Genomic DNA, 19622 nt, shown 5'->3' with positions numbered 1-19622 from the left:
TTTACGCTTTTGACAGGTCAACATGAATTCTCCCTTGTCTTAAAACAATGGTCATTTGCGTATCAGGGGTCATTAAATTTTCTAAAATGTCCATTGCCGTTTGAAGCGCAATGTCCATTCGGTTGATCTTTTCCTTTTCTTGTTCCGAAAACGCTTCTGGATGTGCGGTCATTTCTTTGACTAGCCTCAGCACTTGTTCATGCTGCTTTTCTGTTTGTTGATATATGGCATCATATAAGTCGTCTGGCCTGCTGCTCATTTCACATCACCTATCTTTTTTTATGTGTTAAATCGCATCTTCTTTTGTTTTCTTGAAGACGAACCACTTACTGGCGACATAATTGACCACCACAATCACAAAGTTGACGAGAATTTTTGCGACGGTTTCATTGAGCGCCATTTGGCTCACAAATAAAATCATCAGCCCCAGATCTACACCTAGAGACATGAGACGGACACTAAAAAATGAAGAAAGCTCACGCATGAGGCTTTTTGTGTCACGAGCCTTTTGCTTGAAGACATACTTCTTATTGGTGATATAAGCAAAGAGAACAGCAAATACCCATGAAACAACCGTAGCTGTTTTGTAATCCATGGAAAACATCTCAACGAATAAATAGAAGCTGACGATATTGACAATGGTTGTACACACACCCATCACAAGATACATGACAACTTCTTGATACTTTTGAAAAAGGCTATACATGTCTTTCTTCATTCCTTCTTGGTGGTTTCTGTTTCTTTTAGAATACCATCTTGAGAAGAACTTCCCAAACGAACAATATGTATGTCCTGCAAAGATGAAATTTGTTCTACTCGATGGCAAATGTCAAAGCAATTGGTTTATATGAGTCAAATGTTTTAGGTCTTTATCATTATTTTAATTTATAATCTTTCAACTGACTTTACAATTGTTTATTATTAGAAGTAAGATTTCAATATTTATGGGTTTTTTAGTCATTTTTTTAGGGATGTGGTAGGTGATAGATTTTACAAAATAGGTTAAATGTCATCATTTTTCGACAAAAATTTATTTTGCGCTGTTTTCAACCACACGTACAGTTACTAGACGGTTTGTTCAAGTCATTGGTTGCAGTGAATATGTCTTATTGAACTGGAGGATATTATGGATACGCAAGTGAAAAGAAGAGTTGACGAAGAGTGGGTTTATTTGATTCAGGAAGCGAAAAAAATTGGACTCGGCATCGAAGAAATACAAGCTTTTTTAACATCCAACGGTGATCAGAAGATGATAAACAAACCGTAAATCAACGCCGTTATCCTTTGTCTTTCAGACTGCTTTGGCTATAAGTTCTGACCTGTCAATTGACCTTTTGAAAATCCTTTCATGACGATACGCTACAATAATTGAACACCTCTCCATACCAATCCCTTCACTCAATGGGGTTCTGTCTTTCTATATTAGGAGGACAGTCCATTTCCTGTTCTTTATATGATCCCTTTTTAGCCGCCATTCATGAAAATTGTCCTTCTCTCGTTATAAAATCAAGCTGCTCACCCATATATTAAGCATGAAAACAACGAGAAAGCAGAAAGGTGGGTAGAGCGTGAGTTCAGATTCCCTTTCATATTATCACCAAAAAAAGGATCAGTATTATCATGGGGTAAACCCGGTCATCGTCAGCCGTATTCGCGCGGAATGGACGTCTTTATTGGATATCGGATGCGGCACAGGCAAGCTTGGAAAAGTCCTGAAACAAAAGGGCCGGACCATTTATGGCATTGAGTCATTTGAAGATGCAGCAAAAGAGGCTAAGCAAGAGCTGGATCATGTTCTCTGCGGAAATATTGAACAGATGGCTCTCCCTTATCAACATGAACAATTTGACTGCATTATTTTCGGAGACGTCCTCGAGCATTTATTGGACCCTTGGGCCGTTTTAAAAAAGGTGAAACCCTTCCTTAAAAAAGAGGGTGCCATCCTGGCATCTATTCCAAATATCGGCCACATTTCAACGGTTTTAGAATTACTAGCCGGCAGATTTACTTATACAGATGCAGGGTTAATGGATCAAACACATTTACGTTTCTTCACCCTTCACGAAATACATGCACTCTTTCATTCAGCGGGTTTTCGCATTCGCGAATTCGAGGCCATTCGCGTACAGCATCCTTCCTATGCAAACGTGTTGAATGATCTACATGAATTACTCATGAAACACGGCATTCGTTCTGATTTTCACGAGTCTGCTACAGCCTATCAATATGTGGTCGAGGCGGTTCCATTTCATGAGTAATCCGACGATTCTGTTTGTTTTATGTGTGAATGATGAATCGATGTTTCAAGCTTGCTTCCGGCAGCTCGCTTCACTTCCAGCTCCTCATGGATACCATGTGGAGGTCTTACCAATCAGACATGCATCAAGTATGACCTCTGCATACAATGAAGCCATCACTCATCCAGCTCAGTTTAAAATTTATCTTCATCAGGATACCTTGATTGTCAAACAGCATATGCTGCTTGAACTCATCCCGCTTTTTTTACAAAATCCATCACTTGGCATGGTTGGCGTGATTGGAGCAGAAAACGTGCCTGACAATGGAATTTGGTGGGAGAGTTCTGATTGCAGGGGAAAAGTCATTGAATATCGTCACGACACCTATCAGCTGCTTTCGTTTGAAAGAGACCGTCAGCAGCCCGAAGCGCAAGATTATATCAAAGCTGCGGCCATTGATGGTCTATTCATGGCAACACAATATGATGTGAGGTGGCGTGAGGACCTCTTTGACGGCTTTCATTTTTATGATGTCTCGCAGTCCTTTGAATTCACTGAGAAGGGCTATGAAGTTGGGATTGCAAAACAAGAAGAGCCTTGGTGTATTCATAAATGCGGAGATCATTTTGACGCAGAAACATATGAAAAAGCGAGACAAACATTTCTTGCAAATTATCGATAGAAAGCACCCTTTTCGGGTGCCTTTTTTATGATATACTGTCATAAACAGCCAGATCGTCTCATATGCATTGGAGTACCTTGTCCCTAATTCGTACAAAGGAGGAAACAATGGCAGACAAAAAAGTTCATTATAAGAAGGTTGCCGCTTCAGAGGATTTTCGAAAACTTCTTGAGGAAAAACGCAGATTTATCGTACCGATGACGATTTTCTTTTTTCTCTTTTACTTTTCACTTCCGGTTGCTACATCCTACTTCACCTTTTTGAACACGCCGGCAATTGGCGCGATCTCATGGGCTTGGTTATTCGCCCTCACACAATTTGTCATGACCTGGGTTTTATGTGGACTTTATGCGAAAAAAGCAGCTAAGTTCGACAATTATGTAAGCGCTTTAAAAACTGAATCAAGAGGTGATGACGAATGAGCATGACCGCTTTTATTTTGTTCGTAGCGATCGTAGGGCTCACATTGGTCATCACATATTTTGCTGCGAAAAAAACAAGCAATGCGAGTGATTTTTACACAGCAGGCGGAGGTCTGACTGGGTTTCAAAACGGCCTTGCCATTGCTGGAGACTATATGTCTGCTGCATCATTTTTAGGGATTGCTGGAATGATCGCGTTAAACGGATTTGACGGCTTTTTCTATAGCATTGGTTTTCTAGTAGCGTATCTTGTCGTTCTTTACGTTGTGGCTGAACCGCTTCGAAATCTGGGGAAATATACGATGGCCGATATGATCGCTGCACGATTTAAGCGCCCTGCTATTCGAGGGGTTGCCGCCTTTAATACCATTACAGTTTCCACTTTTTATATGATTGCACAGCTCGTTGGAGCAGGTGCATTAATCAAGCTGCTTCTTGGCATTGATTACTGGATCGCGGTGCTGATCGTGGGTGTCCTGATGACCATTTATGTCGTGTTTGGCGGCATGATTGCGACCAGCTGGGTACAGATCACAAAGGCTGTGCTTCTCATGCTTGGGACGCTCATTATTTCTCTGCTTGTGTTTGCAAAGTTTGATTTTAGTCTGCTGAAGATGTTTGAACAGATGAAAACTGCAACCCCGCTCGGTGAATCGTTTCTTCACCCGGGAAATAAATATGATGTGCCTTTAGAAACCTTGTCTCTTAACCTCGCCTTAGTGCTTGGGACAGCCGGTTTGCCACATATTTTGATCCGTTTTTATACAGTAAAGGATGCGATTTCTGCGCGAAAATCGGTTCTTTCTGCTACTTGGATCATCGGGATCTTTTATTTAATGACGGTTTTCCTTGGCTTTGGCGCTGCTGCCTTTGTTGGAACAGAAGCGATCACGACAGCAGATGCAGCAGGCAATATGGCCGCACCTCTTCTGGCACAAGCCCTTGGAGGAGATTTATTATTTGCCTTTGTTTCCGCTATCGCCTTTGCAACCATATTGGCAGTGGTGACTGGGCTTGTTTTATCCGCCGCATCTGCTTTTGCCCATGACTTTTATAGTCAGATTATCCGCAAAGGAAAAGCGAGTGAGCGGGAGCAAGTGAAGGCGGCGCGCTTTGCTTCAATCGGCGTGGCGATCCTCTCTATCATTCTTGCATTATTTGCCCAGTCCTTAAACGTCGCTTTTCTTGTGTCTCTTGCCTTCGCAGTGGCGGCAAGTGCGAACTTACCTTTGATTATCTTCACTGTTTTTTGGAAACGATTTAACTCTACGGGTGCCATCGCAGGAAGCTTAACAGGCCTTCTGAGCGCACTGATCATTGTCTCGCTCAGCCCAAGCGTCTGGGACCCGTCAGGAGCAGCCATCTTCACAGGAGAACCGCTCATCCCGCTGTCGAACCCTGGGATTATCTCGATTCCACTCGGATTCCTTGCCGCCTACTTAGGCACGATATTCTCTTCTGAAAAAGCAGATGAAGACACCTTTACGGAAATTCAAGTAAAGGCACATACAGGCATGCATATGGATACTGATTCATAAGAAAAAGCCGGCTGCTCAGCCGGCTTTTTAATAGCGCTGGAATAACTCTGGGTTTTTCGGAACGTTTTCTAAATAAACGATCTTCCCATGGTCGTCCAGCTCTGCGATATCAATTCCTTCTGCTGTATAGACACGGCCATCCGAAAGCTTTCCGCAAACAGCCCAGTTTGTTTCATACTTTCCGTCTTCTCTTTTCATCCACCCATCCCACATATGCTTAATGTCATCATGTACGTGGAAAAATGTGTTCAAAAACTGTGTGAATGCTTGGATACCAGGCTTTTGGGCGCCATTTAAGACAATCATGACATCGTCAGAAAACAATGCCAGCAACTCATCCATTTGCTCCTGATTTTTTCCCGCTTCATCGTATCGACGAAAATACGTATCGAGCACTTCCATGTGTATTCTCCTTTATTTACCTGTCATTTCGAAAATAATCGAACTATATAATTGTACACAATTGTTTCTCTCCTGTCTATTTTCCCCGGCATAAGAAAAGACATGAATTGATTCAATCCATGTCTCCTTCAGATTAAAGAGATGCTTTTTCTGTTTCAACAAGTGATTTCAGCTCTTCTGCTGCTTTTTTTGGATCGGCGCTCTGGCTAATAGCACTAATGATGCTTATACCGTCTGCCCCAGCTTGTATCACTGGTGCAGCGTTTTCGTATGTGATCCCTCCGATACCTACAATCGGAATTTGAAGGGCATGACGCCGGACTTCAGTGATCAAAGACACCCCCTGGACACTGCGTGTATCCTTTTTCGTTTCCGTTGGATAGACTGGGCCCATCCCGACATAATCTGCTCCGTCCTTCATGGCTTGTTTCACTTCATTTAGGTTATGCGTCGACACGCCTAATATTTTATTCCCGATCCTTTTTCTGACGTCTTTTGCATTTGTGTCTTCCTGTCCAACATGAACGCCATCTGCATCAAGATCAATCGCTAGTTGTACATCATCATTCACAATAAAAGGAACATTTGCTTCTTGGCAAAGCGCTTGAATTTGACGAGCCAATTGTTTTTTCTCTTCACCTTGCAAAGCTTTTTCACCCTTTTCACGAAATTGAAACATGGTGATTCCGCCTTGAATGGCCTCTTTCACAACATCAATCGGCAGTCTGCTTGTATTCGCTGTTCCCATAATAAAATAAACCGATAATTGCTGTTTGATTAGCTGTTGATCAGCCTTTGTCATGTGAAACTCCCCCTATTTTCCCTAGTGTCAGCACATCTTCGCCGGTTGTGTGTGATAGCGCGTTTAACAATTCCATTTGAAAGGTTCCCGGTCCTTTATCCTTTGCGCTCAGAGCTGCCCTTTCAGCGGCGACACCATAAAACAGCAATGCAGCGGCCGACGCATGAAGCGGCTGTTCACCTGCTGCACAAAATGCCCCGATGACAGACGTCAGCAAACAGCCGGTTCCCGTCACCTTGGTGAGCCATTCATGTCCATTATGAATGGACAGCACCTCATCTCCATCTGACACCACATCGACTTTCCCTGTGATTACCACTATTGTCTGAAGTGCAATGGACGCTTGTTTGGCTAATGCCGATACATCTCCATTCGCCGCTTTCGCATCAACGCCTTTTGACTCCCAGCCATCCACTCCAAGTAAATGAGCCACTTCAGCAGCATTTCCTCTGACAACGGTCATTTTCACTTTCTCTATCAGCTGTTTAGCGGCATTCGCTCGAAACGTTGTCGCACCGACGCCGACAGGATCTAACAAAACCGGTATACCTTTTTCATTGGCGGCTTGTCCAGCGAGTATCATAGCTTCCACCGTCTCTCTAGTCAGTGTGCCAATATTAAGCACAAGTGCATCCGCTAATTGCGCCATTTCAGCCACTTCTTCTTTGGCGTTTGCCATGACTGGCGAAGCACCTAAAGCAAGCAGTCCATTCGCTGTAAAATTCGTCACGACTTGATTGGTGATATTATGAACGAGTGGATTTTTTTCTCGAACCTTCTCCAATAAATGAGACGCGCAGCTTGTTTTCATCCGTATCGTCCTCCCTTTTACTCTGCATCCCACACATAGGATTTCGTATGCTTTAACCATTCTCTTGCCGCAAACGACAAATAGCGGTCTTTACGCCAAATGACACCTAAATGCCACGGGATCGACGGGTTTAGGGAAATGACCTTTACCTTTTCAGGATCAAGATCACGGCAGATTCGTTCTGGCAGAAGTCCAATCCCTAAGTTTTCAGCTACCATTTCACTAATGAAATCCCACTGAGACGTTTCATAAATGACATTTGGCCGGAATCCCGCATTCATACATTCATTCAAAATCCGGCTGTGCAGAACAAAATCTTCTCTAAAGAAAATAAAAGACTCTTCCCTTAAATCAGCTAAATGTACCTCCTCACGACCAGCCATCGGATGGGATGGATGCGTCACGAGCTTCATGTTCTCTTTAATAATGGTGTACGTATGAAAAATTTTATCATTTGCAGGCAGAACAATGACACCAATATCAAGCGACCCATCCTCGACCCCTTCCTCTACTTTAATGGAGCCGTGCTCAACCAATTGAAATGTGACATCTGGATATTGCTGGCGGAATTCCCCCATGACATTCGGGAAGAAACTTGACCCAATCATCGGCGGCAGTCCGATTCGAATATGCCCTTTTTTCACATTCATTAAATCATTTAATTCATTCGTTAAATTCTGAAATGACTGTGCGATTTCACTCGCCTGTGTATACATGGTTTGGCCAGCATCTGTCATTTCAACCTGCCGGCCATTACGGTAAAATAACTGCACCCCCAGCTCATCCTCCAGGTTTTTGACCATCTTGGAAATGGTCGGCTGCGATACGTAAAGGGACTGCGATGCTTTCGTGAAGCTCTTTAACCTTGCCACTTCTAAGAAATATGTTAAATGTCTGATGTCCACATGCTTCATCCTTCCTATAGACAAAAGGAATAATTACTATTCGATATATGTATTTTACCTATAACTAAACGTGCTGTACACTTTAAAGTAAGCTCATCAATTGGAACGTTGTCATGTTTTTGTGAAACACTGAACAATTTATATAGAAAAAGGAGTGAACAGAAAGTGAAATTGCTCAAAACGCCGCTGATTGCTGCCCTTCAGATTATGGCCTTGTTTATTTTTGCGAAATTCATGAATGTGCTGGCGGCCTTTTTGCATTTAAGAATTCCGGGCACGATCTTAGGCATTCTTGTCATTTTCTTATTACTTCATTTTAAGATCATTCAATTAAAATGGATAGAACTTGGCGCCGTATGGCTGCTCGGAGAACTGCTGCTTTTCTTTATTCCATCAGCAGTTGGTGTCATTGATTATGGAAAACTGCTTTCTCAATCTGGCACAAGTATTGTCCTTGTCGTCTTAATTAGTACGTTTGTGGTCATGCTCTCAACTGGTATCATGACGCAAATGATTGCGAAACGAAAGGAGCGGAAAAAACTATGTTAGTTGGCGGACTATTTCTGATTTTAACAGTTCTTTTATATCTCGGATCAAAAGCAGTGTACAAACGGCATCCGAAGGTCTATGTCTCCCCATTACTTGTGACTCCGCTTGTCCTTGTCGTCTTGCTGTTAATCGTCAACATTCCTTACGATGCTTATAATCAAGGCGGGAAATGGCTCACAAATATGCTGCAGCCTGCGACTGTTGCTTTTGCCATTCCTTTATATAAGTATTTTCATATCCTGAAGAAGCATGCAGTAGAAATTATTTTGAATGTGGCTTGCGGCTCTGTTATTGCAATCTTATCAACGGCATTTATCGCCAAGTTGTTTCATCTGGATACAGGCCTTATTGAGAGCCTTGTCCCAAGATCGGTTACAACACCTGTAGCAATGAGTGTGTCAGAAATGATCGGCGGCATGCCGTCCGTTACGGCCGTGTTTGTCATTTTAACCGCACTGTTTGGATCGATTATCGGTCCAATGGTGATCCGTTACTTCCGCATCGATAATGACATTGCCATGGGCGTCCTGCTTGGAACAGGTGCACACGGTGCAGGAACATCGAAGGCCTTTGAAATGAGCTCCGTCTCAGGGACGATCTCAAGTGTATCGATGATTATTTCAGCCATTATTACATTATGTGCAGCACCTATCCTTATGTCGTTTGCCTTATAGAAAAAAGCCATTCCTTATCGGAAATGGCTTTTTCTTATGCTTGTATGAAGACAACCTTTAAATAGTTTCCTTCGGGATAATTCTTCGTTGTACGGAAATCCTCAGGAAGTGTATATTCTTCAAGTATCCGATAGGTTTGCCCTGATTCTTTAAAAGCCTGTGCAATAAACCCTTTAAATTTCTTCATGCCAAATGCACTGCTATTCGTTGATGCCACAATGACGCCGTTCTCAGCTGTAATTTGGATGGCTTCTTTTAATAGCTTCTTATAATCCTTCGCCGCACTGAATGTGTGCTTTTTCGTTCGTGCAAAGGAAGGCGGGTCTAAGATGACGAGATCATAGGTCCAGCCTTTTTTCGCTGCAAACGGAAAATATTTAAAGACATCCATGACTTTGATATCCTGCCCGTCCACATCAATACCATTGACTTCAAACTGCTCAGATGTTTTTTTCAAGCTGCGGTTTGCAACATCCACACTTGTCGTACGGCTCGCTCCGCCAAGCGCAGCTGCCACTGAGAAAGCACCTGTGTAAGAAAACGTATTGAGCACAGTCTTTCCTTTTGCATATCGCTCTCGGATCGCTTTTCTCACATGACGCTGATCAAGGAAAATACCCGTCATCGCGCCATCATTTAAGTAAACCGCCACGTTCATGCCGTTTTCTTTCACGATGAGAGGAAATTCACCTTTCTCTCCCTTCACAAAATCATCATCTTCTATATACTGTCCAGACGTATCAAATCGTTTCTTTTCATAAATGCCTTTATAGTCTGGATATACGTGCTCAAGTGCAGCCAATACATCTTCCTTTAATGTATAGACTCCTTCGCTATACCATTGGATGAGATAGAATCCGTCATAATGATCAATCGTAACGCCGCCAATTCCATCACCCTCTCCGTTGAAGACGCGGAAAGCAGTCGTCTGTGCATCACGAAATAAATGCGTTCTGCTTTTCGCCGCCTGCTCAAGCCTAGAGACAAAGAAAGCTTGATCTATTTTTTCGTTCGCATCAAAGGTTAGTACCCAGCCGATTCCTTTATTTTGTACACCATAATACCCTTTTCCTAAAAAAGCGCCCCGCTCATCTACCCATTCAATGAGCTCGCCTTCCCGTACACCGTTCACATGCGATACTGCATCTTTGGAAATGAGCGGATATCCTTTTTTCACTTGTTCCGCAAATGTTTGTTTTAATGAGATTTTTTTCATTTGTGTCATCCTTATCCTAAATTGACTCTCTCTATCCTACCATATGAATGTATACGTTACTTCTATTATGATAAGATGAGGAGAAAAATATCAACATGACATAGAGGAGGCACTTCGTTTGACGACATTACGCTTAGATCATACAGGTATTATGGTTTCGAATATCGATCAGTCGATTGATTTTTATGAAAAAGTGGTGGGCATGAAATTAAAGGACCGCATCACTCATACAAATGGAGTGATTGAGCTTGCCTTTCTCGGTTTTAAAGATGAAACCGAAACGGAAATTGAACTCATCCAAGGCTACAGCAGTGACCTGCCATCTGAAGGGAAGGTCCATCATCTCGCTTTCACAACAGACAATATTCATGCTGAATTCAATCGTATTCAAAAGCTGCAAATTGAATTAATTGATGAAGAAATCACGACATTACCAAATGGATATTGCTACTTCTTTTTCAGAGGCCCAGACCAAGAATGGATCGAATTCTTCCAGCGCTAATATTTCCTAGGAAATGGGGCCGCTAAATCTATCTTCCACTTATTCATAAAGAAAAGAGTAAGAGCATATACATGCCCTTACTCTTTTTTATAACACCTTACTAAGAAATGATTTTGTACGCTCATGCTGCGGGTTTCCAAAGAGAGCTTCTGGTTTGTCTTCCTCGACAATATATCCGCCATCCATAAAGATGACACGATCTCCTACTTCTCTTGCAAAGCCCATTTCATGTGTGACCACAATCATTGTCATGCCTTCGACAGCTAATTGTTTCATTACAGCTAATACATCCCCCACAACCTCAGGATCAAGAGCCGATGTTGGCTCATCGAATAATAGTACTTTCGGGTCCATTGCCAAGGCTCTTGCAATGGCGACACGCTGTTTTTGTCCACCAGATAATTGGTTAGGAAAGCTTTGAGCTTTGTCTTTTAAGCCGACTTTTTCAAGCAAGTCTAACGCTTTTTCGACTGCTGCCTTCTTCTCGATGCCTTTTACCTTGATCGGTGCAATCGTGATATTTTCTAAAACGGTTTTATGAGGGAATAAATTAAAGTGCTGAAACACCATGCCTACTTCTTGTCGTACTTTATTGATATTCACCTTTGGGTCTGTAATCGTGTGTCCGTGGACAACGACTTCTCCAGCCGTGATATCTTCTAATTTATTGAGGCATCTTAGAAACGTGCTTTTCCCTGATCCAGAAGGACCAATGACACACACTACTTCCTTTTCCTCGATGACTGCATTAATATCCTTTAACACTTCGTGATCGCCAAAGGATTTCTTTAAGTTTTTCACCGTAATCATACTCATTTGATATCAAATCTCCTTTCTGCGTAGCTAGCCAGTAGAGAAAGTAAATAAATGATCACGAAATAAATGACACCGACAATAAGCCAGACATTCAAAGGATCAAATGTAGCCGATGCTTGAACTTGGCCTCGCTGCATAATATCGGCAATCCCGATAATAGATAAGAGAGATGTATCCTTCAAGCTGATGATGGCCTGGTTTGTAATCGCTGGGAGCATGCGGCGGAATGCCTGCGGAAGGACGATAAAGCGCATGTTTTGCCCCCCTGTAAAGCCTAAAGAGCGCGCAGCTTCTGTTTGTCCTTTATCAATAGACTGAATCCCTGCACGAATAATTTCTGAGAAATAAGCCCCTGCATTAATCGCTACTGTAATAATTCCTGCAGGCACTCGATCCAGCGAAATGAATTCAAGTGTATTTAAACCAAAATAAATGAAGAATAGCTGTACGATAAATGGTGTACCTCGAATGGCATTCACAAAAACGAGTGCGATGAAATTTAAGATTTTAAATGGTGACAGACGGAATAATGCCACAATTAACCCGATGATAAACCCTAAAATGATGGCAACAACAAAGATATATAAAGTGGTTTGCAAACCATCCATTAAATACGGAAATGCATTAATAATAGTATCCATGTTTCTCCCTCCCTAATTCACATACGGCTGACACATAAAGAAAGCGCGCTCGGAGCGCGCCTCGCTTGTGTTATGACTTCAAATATTTATCAATAATTTTGTCATATTCACCGTTTTTCTTTAGGTTCTCAAGGCCTTTATTGATCTTCTTCAATAGGTCTTGGTTTTTCCCCTTCATGACAGAGATACCATACTGGTCTCCATTCAAGCGGTCTCCAACTGTTTTCAATTTTAAATCTTGTTGTGCGATCGCATACGTAATGACAGGATAATCCTCAATTAAGGCATCTGCATTTCCGTTTGATACTTCCTGGAACATAGATGGGCTGTCATTAAATTGAACGACTTCATACCCATATTTATCAGCGTTATCAGATGCGAATTTTGCACCAGTCGTCCCGTTTTTAACAGCTAGCTTTTTCCCCTTTAAATCATTAATAGATTTGATGCTGCTGTCCTTTTTCACAACAACTGTCAGTCCAGCGTCGAAGTAAGGATCTGAAAAATCTACTTTCTTCTTACGCTCATCTGTAATACTCATTCCGCCCATTCCAACATCAAGCTGTCCTGCCTGCATCGCTGGAATGATGCCTGAGAAGTCCATCGCTTCAAGCTTCACTTTGAAACCTTGGTCTTTCGCGATTGCATTAATTAAATCAACGTCTATCCCTTCATATTTACCGCCCTTTTCAAATTCAAATGGCGGATAAGTTGTATCTATCCCAATTTTATATGTGCCTTTGCCTTCTCCCGAACCACTGTCCGATTTTGATCCACAGGCTGCCATGACAAGCACAACAATTAGTCCCATGATCAATAACATCGATTTCTTCATAAAACACGACCCCCATTGTCAGTTTTGTCTAAATATTCGCAATAACAATAATACTATACCACGCTAAAGCTATAGTGTGTGATATTTTTTATCAATACCAAAGATCCATACAATTCTAGATCAATAGTCTCTTTAAATTTTACTTTTTTGAGAATAACTCATTTTATTCTAAAAGAAGAGTCATTCACAATTATGATGTAAGATAATCTCACAAAAAACGAGGCAGTGCCTTGATAAATGATGTTTCTCCCTTGCATACGAAGGCAAACTCAAATACTTGCTTCCTCTCTTTATTGATATTGTAATATATTTTTTTCAAAACCCTCTTTTTACCTAAAAATATGTAAGCGTATACAAAAAGAGCACTGGCTCCCTATTTCTTTCACTACTGGTTGAATTTACATCAAAAAACATGTTTTACAAACTGCACGAGAGAGCTTAAAATATAAGAAGATACTGGAATATGGGAAGTGGATTCAGAAGAACGGTGACTGATAGATGAAGAAAGGAGGATATGAATTGGCAGAAGCAGGTGTTTTGTCGTCCGTTGATGTAGCGAATATGCTCAATGATTGGTATGTCATGATGAAAAAAAGAGAGATACAAGGTGCTATCCAGTTAAAAGAAGACATTCTTCAAGCGTTTGATCGAATGGAAGAAAATCAGGACGTCTTACTTTACTATCAACTGCTAGAGTACCGTTTTAAAGATCTAATAGAAGATACAGCTTCGTTAGATCATAGTCTTTTTGTTGATGAAAATGCCATCCGTACGGATGATATGCTCAGCTATTATTTCTATTTCTTTAAAGGGATGTATGAAATGCGCAGAGGCAATCAGGATACGGCATTTCACCATTTAAAATTGGCCGAGGATAAATTAGATCTCGTGCACGATGACATTGAAAAAGCCGAATTTCATTATAAAACAGGGTGCCTTTACTATAATATTAGGTCCACGCTTCTCTCCATCCACCACTTAAAGATGGCTTCATCTATTTACGACGCAGATCCATGTTATGTGAAAAAATCAATCAGCTGTCAAATGATGCTTGCTTTGAATTATGCGGATCAGTCGAAATATGATGAGGCAGAATCGCTGTTCGAAGAAGTCATTCATTCACTAGAAGAGATGGATGATCCAGATTTACTTGGACATGCCTATTGCAATGCAGCCTTTATTAAAAGTCTAAGAAATGAATACAGTGAAGCTGTGCCACTCCTAGAAAAGGCTTTAATGATAGAATCATTCGAAACTTCTTCTCCAGGCGGCTATTTACTTGCCATGTACGCCTACACAAAAGCACTATTTAAGCTGAAAAAGCCAGGTTTGTTCCACTATTATGTACAGCTTTCACTTCAAAAAGCAGAAAATTTAAAACAACGAAACATTTCACTTAAATTATCCATTTTAGAAACACTTATGATTCAGCCAGACAACATGATTGAGCAAATCAAGGCTTATTGCGATCAATTAGAATCAATGAATTTCCTTGTTGACCTTGAAGCTATTTGTCAGGATGCAGCAGCTTACTTAACGGATCTTGGGCTTCATGAAGAATCTTCTTATTTTAGAAACAAGGCGTTGTCCTTGAAAACTTGTTAAGAAAATGGAGTGATGTATGATGAAGAAATGGCTCATCACAAGTGCGATTTTAACCCTCTTGATAACAGGTGTTTCTGTTGGTACTTCCATTCAAAAAGACAGTCAATCAGCACAATCTCAAGATATTATTCAAAAGAGAGACCGTGGAACCAACCCTTAATATGAAAAAAGCAGCTGTGATCAAAACAGCTGCTTTTTGATGTGCTAATCAATTTCTCGTTTAATATTCTGCATTTTTTCATCTAAGTAATGGGCAATATCTGCGGCTTCCTTCAGTTCATCAGTCAGCTGATGAGGAACATCGTTTTGCAGTTTATAATAGATTTTATGCTCTAGACTCGCCCAAAAATCCATCGCAATGGTCCGCACCTGAATCTCAACCTTCACATGCTCCACACGATTTGTTAAGTAGACTGGTATCTCAACAATTAAATGAAGGCTTCTGTAGCCATTTGGTTTCGGATATTGAATATAATCCTTCACTTCAAGGATCTTTAAATCCTCTCTTTGCCTCAATACATCCATAATGTTATAGATATCTTGAATAAAAGAACAGATGATGCGGACACCTGCGATATCATGGATATGCTCCTTCGCACATTGTGTCGTGATGTCGCATCCTTTTCTTGCTAGTTTATTCACTATGCTTTCAAAGGATTTAATTCGTGATTTTGTATGCTCTATTGGGTTGTGTCCATGGATTAAATTATACTCCTGGCTGATAATTGAAAACTTTGTATCCATTTCATCTAACGCAAATTTATATACTAATAGTTCATTTTTCCAGTCTTCCATGACATTTTTCAAATCTTCTACATGAGTTGCTGACATATTCATTTTCTTTTTGTCATCTCCTTTTGGAAACGGCAGCTGCACCGCTTTCCGTTTACTAGACGGAGAGAGAACTCGAATGGTTTTAAAAAATACGCAGTTAGCCTCGTTGTTTGTAATATGTCAGCGCCAGTGCAAGGGCCAGCACAGAGCCTTTCACAATATCCATTGCATAATAAGGGACAGACATCATCACAAGCCCATTTTGTAAAATACCGATGAGTACAGCCCCGATAAAAGTGCCAAATGCGTTTGGCTTACCTGCTCCCATGACGGAAAAACCGATAAAAGCAGCCGCTACTCCATCCATTAAATATGGTGCACCCGCATTAATTTCTGCTGTCATGACCCTTGAAGCCAGTACGATACCGCCGATCGCTGCAAATAAAGCGGATAGCAGATAGGCCGCAATTTTGTATTTGTTCACATGTATGCCAGACAATCGAGCCGCTTCCTTATTCCCACCGATGATGTACATGAATCGGCCGTGCTTTGTGTAGGACATGAAAACATGCGCAAATAGTACAATGGCAGCCATAATCAGAATGATATATGGCACCTGTCCAATTTTGCTGAAAAAGGCTGGAATCGTTCCCGTTGAGAACGTGCCATCGGGAAGCACCATATTTTCAGAAATAGTCGCCCCTTTCGTATACGTTTGAGCCAGCCCTTGAATGATAAACATCATGGCTAATGTCATGAGCATATCTGGTATTTTCATTTTGACGATCATCCATGCATTTAGCAAACCAACAATGATAGATGCCGCTAGTGCAGAGAGGATTGCAATTAGTGGGTTTTGCGAGAACCATACGAACATAGAAATGACAATCGCATTTGATAGCGTAGCGACTGATCCAACTGATAAATCAAAGCCGTTTACTGCCAATGAGATAGTTAAGCCCACCGCAATGATGGTAACTATCGAAATAGATCGTAGAATATTGATGATATTTCCTGATTGCAAAAACGCTGGATTCGATGCCGCAAATACCACAATCAACACGACAATAGTTAAGATTGTGCCATATCGATAAAAGAAATCAAACAGATGAAAGGATGGCCGCTGTTTTTTGATTTGCTGCACAGGGGCCGGAATTTGTTGTTCGCTCATGATTGTCCTCCTGTTGAATGATATAAAAGCTCCTCTTCAGTCGTCGGTGCGGTCATTTCCCGGGCAATGCTGCCATCATATAGCACGTATACTCGGTCAGCGATACCTGCAATCTCTGACAGCTCACTCGACGCATAAATGACAGATTTTCCGCGGGCGGCAAGCTCTGCAATCAAAGTGAAAATATCTTTTTTCGCTCCAACGTCTACACCTTTGGTTGGTTCGTCAAAGAGATACACATCTGCCTCAGCCAGCAGCCATTTTCCGATAGCAACCTTCTGCTGATTTCCACCAGATAGATGCTTCACCTTTGCTTCAAGAGACGGCGTTTTGACACCAAGCCGTTTGACGATGTCGCCTGCTTCCCGCTTTTCCTTCGAACGATGTAAGAAGCTGAATATCCGTGAAAATGAGTGAAGACTTGCAGCCGTTAAGTTCCACCCCACGCTCTCTTCGGTCAGAATCCCTTCTTTTCTCCGCTCTTCCGGCACAAGAGCCATTCCAGCCCTCACCGCTTGATGAGGCGATGTGATGCGAATGGTTTGACCATGAAGCTGAACGGTCCCCGTCTTTTTTTCTGAGGCACCGAAAAGGGCTTTGCATAATTCTGTTTTTCCAGCACCGACAAGTCCTGCGATCCCGAGAATTTCTCCTTTTTTGACATAAAAGTGAATGTTGTTTAATTTATGTTGATCGTTTAGCTCTTTCACTTCAAGCACAATTGGTGCATCTTTCAGTGGCCTGCGAGACGGGAACTGCTCCTCTAATGGTGCACCTAGCATTTCTTCAATGACCTGCTGCGGATTTATGTCTTTGACAAGGTGAGCTGCGACATCCGTTCCATTTCGCATCACAGTCAGTTCATCACAGATGGTGAAAATTTCAGGCATGCGGTGAGAAATAAACACGATCCCCGTCCCATTCTGTTTCAACCGATCAATCATTGAGAATAATTTGCTTGTTTCTGCATGACTAAGCGGAGCCGTTGGTTCATCTAAGATTAAAATGCTGCATTTAATGGAAACGGCCTTGGCAATGAGCACCATCTGTTTTTCGGCAAGGGTCAGATCGCTGACAAGTCGTTTTGTGGAAATGTCGATGTCCATTTCTTTTAATAGCTGAGCCGCCTTGCGATGCAGCTCTTTCCAGCTGACAAATGTTTTTTTCTCAATCTCATGCATCATCATATTCTCACCAACACTTAAGTAGGGAACAAGCGCCGTATCCACTTCTTGGTGGACCGTCTGCACACCATATGAGGATGCATCCTTTGGGGTTTGAATAGATGCCGCCTGGCCATTGATGTGGATGGTCCCGTCGAAGTGGGAATGAGCGCCAGAAAGAATCTTCATTAACGTTGACTTCCCAGCACCATTTGCTCCAATCAGTGCATGGACCGTCCCTTTTTTTAATGTGAAATTCACTTGATCTAACGCTTTGACCCCTGGGAATTCAATTGAAATATTTTTCATACGAACAAGCGGCGCTGTCATAGGTGTCCTCCTTCTCTTGATATCATCTGAAAAACGAAACACCCTCTATGAAAAGAGAGTGCACGTCGCTTATTTTGTATAATGCTTCTTCAAGGTCTTCATCCAATCTTCCTCAAAAGCAGTCGATGAACCGAATCCCTTCACTTCGTCTGCAAGATTGACCATGTTAATGGCTTTTCCTGCTTGCTGAAGCTGCTTTTGCGAGATGAGAGAGGCTTCAAGGTCATAGGAAGATGGTGTTTTCTCACCAGCTATTTTCTTCGCAAGAATCCTCACGTCGACTGCACCGATGAGCTTCGGATCAACCGCTGCTGTGTACTTCCACGGACTGTCCTTCGCCGTCATTTCTTGAAGATCCGCATTTGACACATCAATCCCATAAATCTTCACTTCTGTTCTTCCTGCTTCCTTTAACGCTCTTGCTGCCCCAATGGCAAAGGCATCCCATGTGGCAAAAATAGCGTCCAGCTTGCCCTTTGGATACTTATTCAGCATGGCTGCTACTGCATTTTGCGTTTGAACAGACGTATCAGAGGAGGCAATTCCAAAGCGGTCAAGCTCCTTGATCCCTGAATGTTGTTTAAGCGTTTCTTGATAGACCTTATTTCGTCTCACCATTGGCGGGAATCCATCTACCCAGAGGTACGCAATATTTGCTTTTCCTTTAAAATCAGACACGAGCGCATCTAATGATTTTTTTGCTAATTGTTCGTCATCTTGAGATGTCACTGTCACCCCTTTGATGTCCTTCAGCTTAGGATTCGAATCAAATGCTACAACCGGAATGCCTTTCGCAGTGATCTTTTTCACATCAGCGACTGTCGCATCGTCGTCCCCGTGAGAGATGATAAAGCCATCATAATTTTCTTCAAGCGCCTGAGAGATGGCATCATGGAACTTCGCTGTATCTCCATTTGCGGTGTAGACATCTACCGTAAAGCCGAGTGCTTCACCTTCCGCCTTCGTTCCAGCTAAAAATTGAGCCGTATGATCGTCTCCTCCAATTTTGCGGATAACTTTAATTTTTGCTCCCTGACCCTTTGCAAATCGCTTCGGTACATTGTCAAAGGAAACCTTTTCGTTCGTATTTGCCTTTGAGCCTGCACTTGATCCGGTGCCGCAGCCTGTTAACAGGACGGTCAATGCCGTTAATAAAACAAGAAATGATGTAAAATGCTTACGCTTCATTGCTGTTCCTCCTCAAGTTATTTCTATTTTTCACATCGGAAAACTAGGTAAAAAAGTGGAAATACGCCTGTAAAACAGGCATTTGATTCGAAAAAGAGACGAAAAAAAGCCTCTCTTGGAAAGAGAGGCTTGATCACCGTTGCATGAAACATGTATCGGGAATTCTTCCTCTCTTATCTGTCAAAGCTGTAACAGCTTTGCAGGAATTAGCACCAATTTCTAAAATAGAAACGGTTGCTGGGCGTCATAGGGCCAGTCCCTCTGCCTCTCTTGATAAGAGATCCGTTATGAAATTTGTTTTCGTTGAAATGTCTTCTTTACTTTAATGTGATGTCACATCAATGTCAATGACTTTTTTG

Annotated in this window: 24 protein-coding genes and 1 riboswitch; of the genes, 10 read left to right on the top strand and 14 right to left on the bottom strand. The window is 41.9% G+C overall.

The genetic code is table 11. The features are described 5' to 3' along the window. Position 1: 1 nt before the first annotated feature. The gene (locus EV579_RS10770) at positions 2-259 is read right to left on the bottom strand and encodes a hypothetical protein (protein ID WP_133744416.1); all 258 of its coding nucleotides are present in this window, start codon (positions 257-259) and stop codon (positions 2-4) included. A 27-nt stretch (positions 260-286) separates the two neighbouring features. Continuing rightward, complete coding sequence (locus EV579_RS10765; RefSeq protein WP_012011676.1) at positions 287-670, bottom strand: GtrA family protein; 384 nt, start codon at positions 668-670, stop codon at positions 287-289. Positions 671-1126: 456 nt separating this feature from the next. On the opposite strand from EV579_RS10765, the gene EV579_RS10760 reads away from it, so the two are divergent. The 5 genes from EV579_RS10760 (at position 1127) to EV579_RS10740 (ending at position 4879) form a co-directional block, all read left to right on the top strand. Beyond that, positions 1127-1267 carry an anti-repressor SinI family protein gene (locus EV579_RS10760; RefSeq protein ID WP_008345506.1) on the top strand — a complete coding sequence of 47 codons (141 nt, stop codon included), beginning with the start codon at positions 1127-1129 and terminating at the stop codon, positions 1265-1267. 301 nt (positions 1268-1568) lie between these two features. Beyond that, a complete protein-coding gene (locus EV579_RS10755) occupies positions 1569-2258 on the top strand; it encodes a class I SAM-dependent methyltransferase (RefSeq protein WP_133744415.1) in 690 nt (229 codons plus the stop codon). Beyond that, complete coding sequence (locus EV579_RS10750; protein WP_133744414.1) at positions 2251-2919, top strand: glycosyltransferase family protein; 669 nt, start codon at positions 2251-2253, stop codon at positions 2917-2919. Before EV579_RS10755 ends, EV579_RS10750 begins: the two co-directional genes overlap by 8 nt. A gap of 107 nt (positions 2920-3026) precedes the next feature. After that, complete coding sequence (locus tag EV579_RS10745) at positions 3027-3341, top strand: DUF485 domain-containing protein (protein WP_024423845.1); 315 nt, start codon at positions 3027-3029, stop codon at positions 3339-3341. Further along, complete coding sequence (locus EV579_RS10740; protein ID WP_133744413.1) at positions 3338-4879, top strand: solute symporter family protein; 1542 nt, start codon at positions 3338-3340, stop codon at positions 4877-4879. Before EV579_RS10745 ends, EV579_RS10740 begins: the two co-directional genes overlap by 4 nt. A gap of 27 nt (positions 4880-4906) precedes the next feature. On the opposite strand, the gene EV579_RS10735 is transcribed toward EV579_RS10740, so the two are convergent. The 4 genes from EV579_RS10735 to cidR all read right to left on the bottom strand — a co-directional run bounded on the left by EV579_RS10735 (position 4907) and on the right by cidR (position 7799). Continuing rightward, positions 4907-5281 (bottom strand): nuclear transport factor 2 family protein, encoded by a 375-nt coding sequence (locus EV579_RS10735; RefSeq protein ID WP_133744412.1) that lies wholly within the window; start codon positions 5279-5281, stop codon positions 4907-4909. A 133-nt stretch (positions 5282-5414) separates the two neighbouring features. Beyond that, positions 5415-6083, bottom strand: coding sequence for a thiamine phosphate synthase (gene thiE, locus EV579_RS10730; protein ID WP_133744411.1), 669 nt, complete (start codon positions 6081-6083; stop codon positions 5415-5417). Further along, on the bottom strand, positions 6070-6894 hold the full coding sequence (gene thiM, locus EV579_RS10725; RefSeq protein WP_133744410.1) for a hydroxyethylthiazole kinase: 825 nt from the start codon (positions 6892-6894) through the stop codon (positions 6070-6072). Before thiM ends, thiE begins: the two co-directional genes overlap by 14 nt. Before the next feature lie 17 nt (positions 6895-6911). After that, on the bottom strand, positions 6912-7799 hold the full coding sequence (gene cidR, locus EV579_RS10720) for a cidABC operon transcriptional activator CidR (protein WP_024426436.1): 888 nt from the start codon (positions 7797-7799) through the stop codon (positions 6912-6914). Positions 7800-7964: 165 nt separating this feature from the next. Here cidR and EV579_RS10715 point away from each other — a divergent pair, with 165 nt between their 5' ends. Together EV579_RS10715 and EV579_RS10710 are read left to right on the top strand one after the other, a co-directional pair. After that, positions 7965-8348, top strand: coding sequence for a CidA/LrgA family holin-like protein (locus EV579_RS10715; protein WP_024423851.1), 384 nt, complete (start codon positions 7965-7967; stop codon positions 8346-8348). Further along, positions 8342-9022 (top strand): CidB/LrgB family autolysis modulator, encoded by a 681-nt coding sequence (locus tag EV579_RS10710; protein WP_024423852.1) that lies wholly within the window; start codon positions 8342-8344, stop codon positions 9020-9022. The genes EV579_RS10715 and EV579_RS10710 overlap by 7 nt, the downstream gene beginning before the upstream one ends. A 34-nt stretch (positions 9023-9056) precedes the next feature. Here EV579_RS10710 and EV579_RS10705 read toward each other — a convergent pair whose 3' ends face one another. Beyond that, a complete protein-coding gene (locus EV579_RS10705; protein ID WP_103131777.1) occupies positions 9057-10238 on the bottom strand; it encodes a class I SAM-dependent rRNA methyltransferase in 1182 nt (393 codons plus the stop codon). 118 nt (positions 10239-10356) lie between these two features. Here EV579_RS10705 and EV579_RS10700 point away from each other — a divergent pair, with 118 nt between their 5' ends. Next, positions 10357-10740, top strand: a complete 384-nt coding sequence (locus tag EV579_RS10700; RefSeq protein ID WP_024423854.1) for a VOC family protein — start codon at positions 10357-10359, stop codon at positions 10738-10740. Positions 10741-10827: 87 nt separating this feature from the next. Here the strand turns inward: EV579_RS10700 and EV579_RS10695 are convergent, their stop codons facing one another. The 3 genes from EV579_RS10695 to EV579_RS10685 all read right to left on the bottom strand — a co-directional run bounded on the left by EV579_RS10695 (position 10828) and on the right by EV579_RS10685 (position 13032). Then, positions 10828-11556, bottom strand: a complete 729-nt coding sequence (locus tag EV579_RS10695; RefSeq protein ID WP_024423855.1) for an amino acid ABC transporter ATP-binding protein — start codon at positions 11554-11556, stop codon at positions 10828-10830. Then, the gene (locus tag EV579_RS10690) at positions 11553-12197 is read right to left on the bottom strand and encodes an amino acid ABC transporter permease (protein ID WP_024423856.1); all 645 of its coding nucleotides are present in this window, start codon (positions 12195-12197) and stop codon (positions 11553-11555) included. Before EV579_RS10690 ends, EV579_RS10695 begins: the two co-directional genes overlap by 4 nt. A 70-nt stretch (positions 12198-12267) precedes the next feature. Continuing rightward, positions 12268-13032: a transporter substrate-binding domain-containing protein gene (locus EV579_RS10685; protein ID WP_024423857.1), complete on the bottom strand. Its 765-nt coding sequence runs from the start codon at positions 13030-13032 to the stop codon at positions 12268-12270. Between the two features lie 519 nt (positions 13033-13551). On the opposite strand from EV579_RS10685, the gene EV579_RS10680 reads away from it, so the two are divergent. Together EV579_RS10680 and EV579_RS18995 are read left to right on the top strand one after the other, a co-directional pair. Next, entirely contained in the window at positions 13552-14637 is a 1086-nt protein-coding gene (locus EV579_RS10680; protein WP_024423858.1) for a Rap family tetratricopeptide repeat protein, read from the top strand. A gap of 19 nt (positions 14638-14656) precedes the next feature. Next, on the top strand, positions 14657-14797 hold the full coding sequence (locus EV579_RS18995; RefSeq protein ID WP_162860197.1) for a hypothetical protein: 141 nt from the start codon (positions 14657-14659) through the stop codon (positions 14795-14797). Positions 14798-14841: 44 nt separating this feature from the next. On the opposite strand, the gene ywaC is transcribed toward EV579_RS18995, so the two are convergent. The 4 genes from ywaC to EV579_RS10660 all read right to left on the bottom strand — a co-directional run bounded on the left by ywaC (position 14842) and on the right by EV579_RS10660 (position 19263). After that, positions 14842-15474, bottom strand: a complete 633-nt coding sequence (gene ywaC, locus EV579_RS10675; protein WP_024423859.1) for a GTP pyrophosphokinase YwaC — start codon at positions 15472-15474, stop codon at positions 14842-14844. A gap of 94 nt (positions 15475-15568) precedes the next feature. Continuing rightward, positions 15569-16582 (bottom strand): ABC transporter permease, encoded by a 1014-nt coding sequence (locus tag EV579_RS10670; protein ID WP_034621914.1) that lies wholly within the window; start codon positions 16580-16582, stop codon positions 15569-15571. Then, complete coding sequence (locus tag EV579_RS10665) at positions 16579-18075, bottom strand: sugar ABC transporter ATP-binding protein (protein ID WP_133744409.1); 1497 nt, start codon at positions 18073-18075, stop codon at positions 16579-16581. The genes EV579_RS10670 and EV579_RS10665 overlap by 4 nt, the downstream gene beginning before the upstream one ends. Before the next feature lie 69 nt (positions 18076-18144). Next, complete coding sequence (locus EV579_RS10660) at positions 18145-19263, bottom strand: sugar ABC transporter substrate-binding protein (RefSeq protein WP_095409879.1); 1119 nt, start codon at positions 19261-19263, stop codon at positions 18145-18147. Between the two features lie 170 nt (positions 19264-19433). Further along, positions 19434-19543, bottom strand: a riboswitch (SAM riboswitch). Between the last annotated feature and the right edge of the window lie 79 nt (positions 19544-19622).

Origin of the sequence: Bacillus sp. BK450, from assembly GCF_004364885.1 — a bacterium.
In the GTDB taxonomy this organism is placed as follows: Bacteria; Bacillota; Bacilli; order Bacillales; family Bacillaceae; genus Bacillus; species Bacillus safensis.
Note: the sequence above shows the minus strand (reverse complement) of the source record. Positions and strands in the feature narration are given on the sequence as shown.

What these genes read in the sequence shown, in the direction of transcription:
- EV579_RS10765 (WP_012011676.1), bottom strand. Translation starts at nt 670, where the DNA reads ATGTATCTTGTGATGGGTGTGTGTACAACCATTGTCAATATCGTCAGC.
- EV579_RS10735 (WP_133744412.1), bottom strand. Translation starts at nt 5,281, where the DNA reads ATGGAAGTGCTCGATACGTATTTTCGTCGATACGATGAAGCGGGAAAA.
- EV579_RS10685 (WP_024423857.1), bottom strand. Translation starts at nt 13,032, where the DNA reads ATGAAGAAATCGATGTTATTGATCATGGGACTAATTGTTGTGCTTGTC.
- EV579_RS10770 (WP_133744416.1), bottom strand. Translation starts at nt 259, where the DNA reads ATGAGCAGCAGGCCAGACGACTTATATGATGCCATATATCAACAAACA.
- EV579_RS10690 (WP_024423856.1), bottom strand. Translation starts at nt 12,197, where the DNA reads ATGGATACTATTATTAATGCATTTCCGTATTTAATGGATGGTTTGCAA.
- EV579_RS10760 (WP_008345506.1), top strand. Translation starts at nt 1,127, where the DNA reads ATGGATACGCAAGTGAAAAGAAGAGTTGACGAAGAGTGGGTTTATTTG.
- ywaC (WP_024423859.1), bottom strand. Translation starts at nt 15,474, where the DNA reads ATGAATATGTCAGCAACTCATGTAGAAGATTTGAAAAATGTCATGGAA.
- EV579_RS10670 (WP_034621914.1), bottom strand. Translation starts at nt 16,582, where the DNA reads ATGAGCGAACAACAAATTCCGGCCCCTGTGCAGCAAATCAAAAAACAG.
- EV579_RS18995 (WP_162860197.1), top strand. Translation starts at nt 14,657, where the DNA reads ATGAAGAAATGGCTCATCACAAGTGCGATTTTAACCCTCTTGATAACA.
- thiM (WP_133744410.1), bottom strand. Translation starts at nt 6,894, where the DNA reads ATGAAAACAAGCTGCGCGTCTCATTTATTGGAGAAGGTTCGAGAAAAA.
- EV579_RS10745 (WP_024423845.1), top strand. Translation starts at nt 3,027, where the DNA reads ATGGCAGACAAAAAAGTTCATTATAAGAAGGTTGCCGCTTCAGAGGAT.
- EV579_RS10750 (WP_133744414.1), top strand. Translation starts at nt 2,251, where the DNA reads ATGAGTAATCCGACGATTCTGTTTGTTTTATGTGTGAATGATGAATCG.
- EV579_RS10740 (WP_133744413.1), top strand. Translation starts at nt 3,338, where the DNA reads ATGAGCATGACCGCTTTTATTTTGTTCGTAGCGATCGTAGGGCTCACA.
- EV579_RS10665 (WP_133744409.1), bottom strand. Translation starts at nt 18,075, where the DNA reads ATGACAGCGCCGCTTGTTCGTATGAAAAATATTTCAATTGAATTCCCA.
- EV579_RS10705 (WP_103131777.1), bottom strand. Translation starts at nt 10,238, where the DNA reads ATGAAAAAAATCTCATTAAAACAAACATTTGCGGAACAAGTGAAAAAA.
- EV579_RS10710 (WP_024423852.1), top strand. Translation starts at nt 8,342, where the DNA reads ATGTTAGTTGGCGGACTATTTCTGATTTTAACAGTTCTTTTATATCTC.
- EV579_RS10660 (WP_095409879.1), bottom strand. Translation starts at nt 19,263, where the DNA reads ATGAAGCGTAAGCATTTTACATCATTTCTTGTTTTATTAACGGCATTG.
- EV579_RS10695 (WP_024423855.1), bottom strand. Translation starts at nt 11,556, where the DNA reads ATGAGTATGATTACGGTGAAAAACTTAAAGAAATCCTTTGGCGATCAC.
- thiE (WP_133744411.1), bottom strand. Translation starts at nt 6,083, where the DNA reads ATGACAAAGGCTGATCAACAGCTAATCAAACAGCAATTATCGGTTTAT.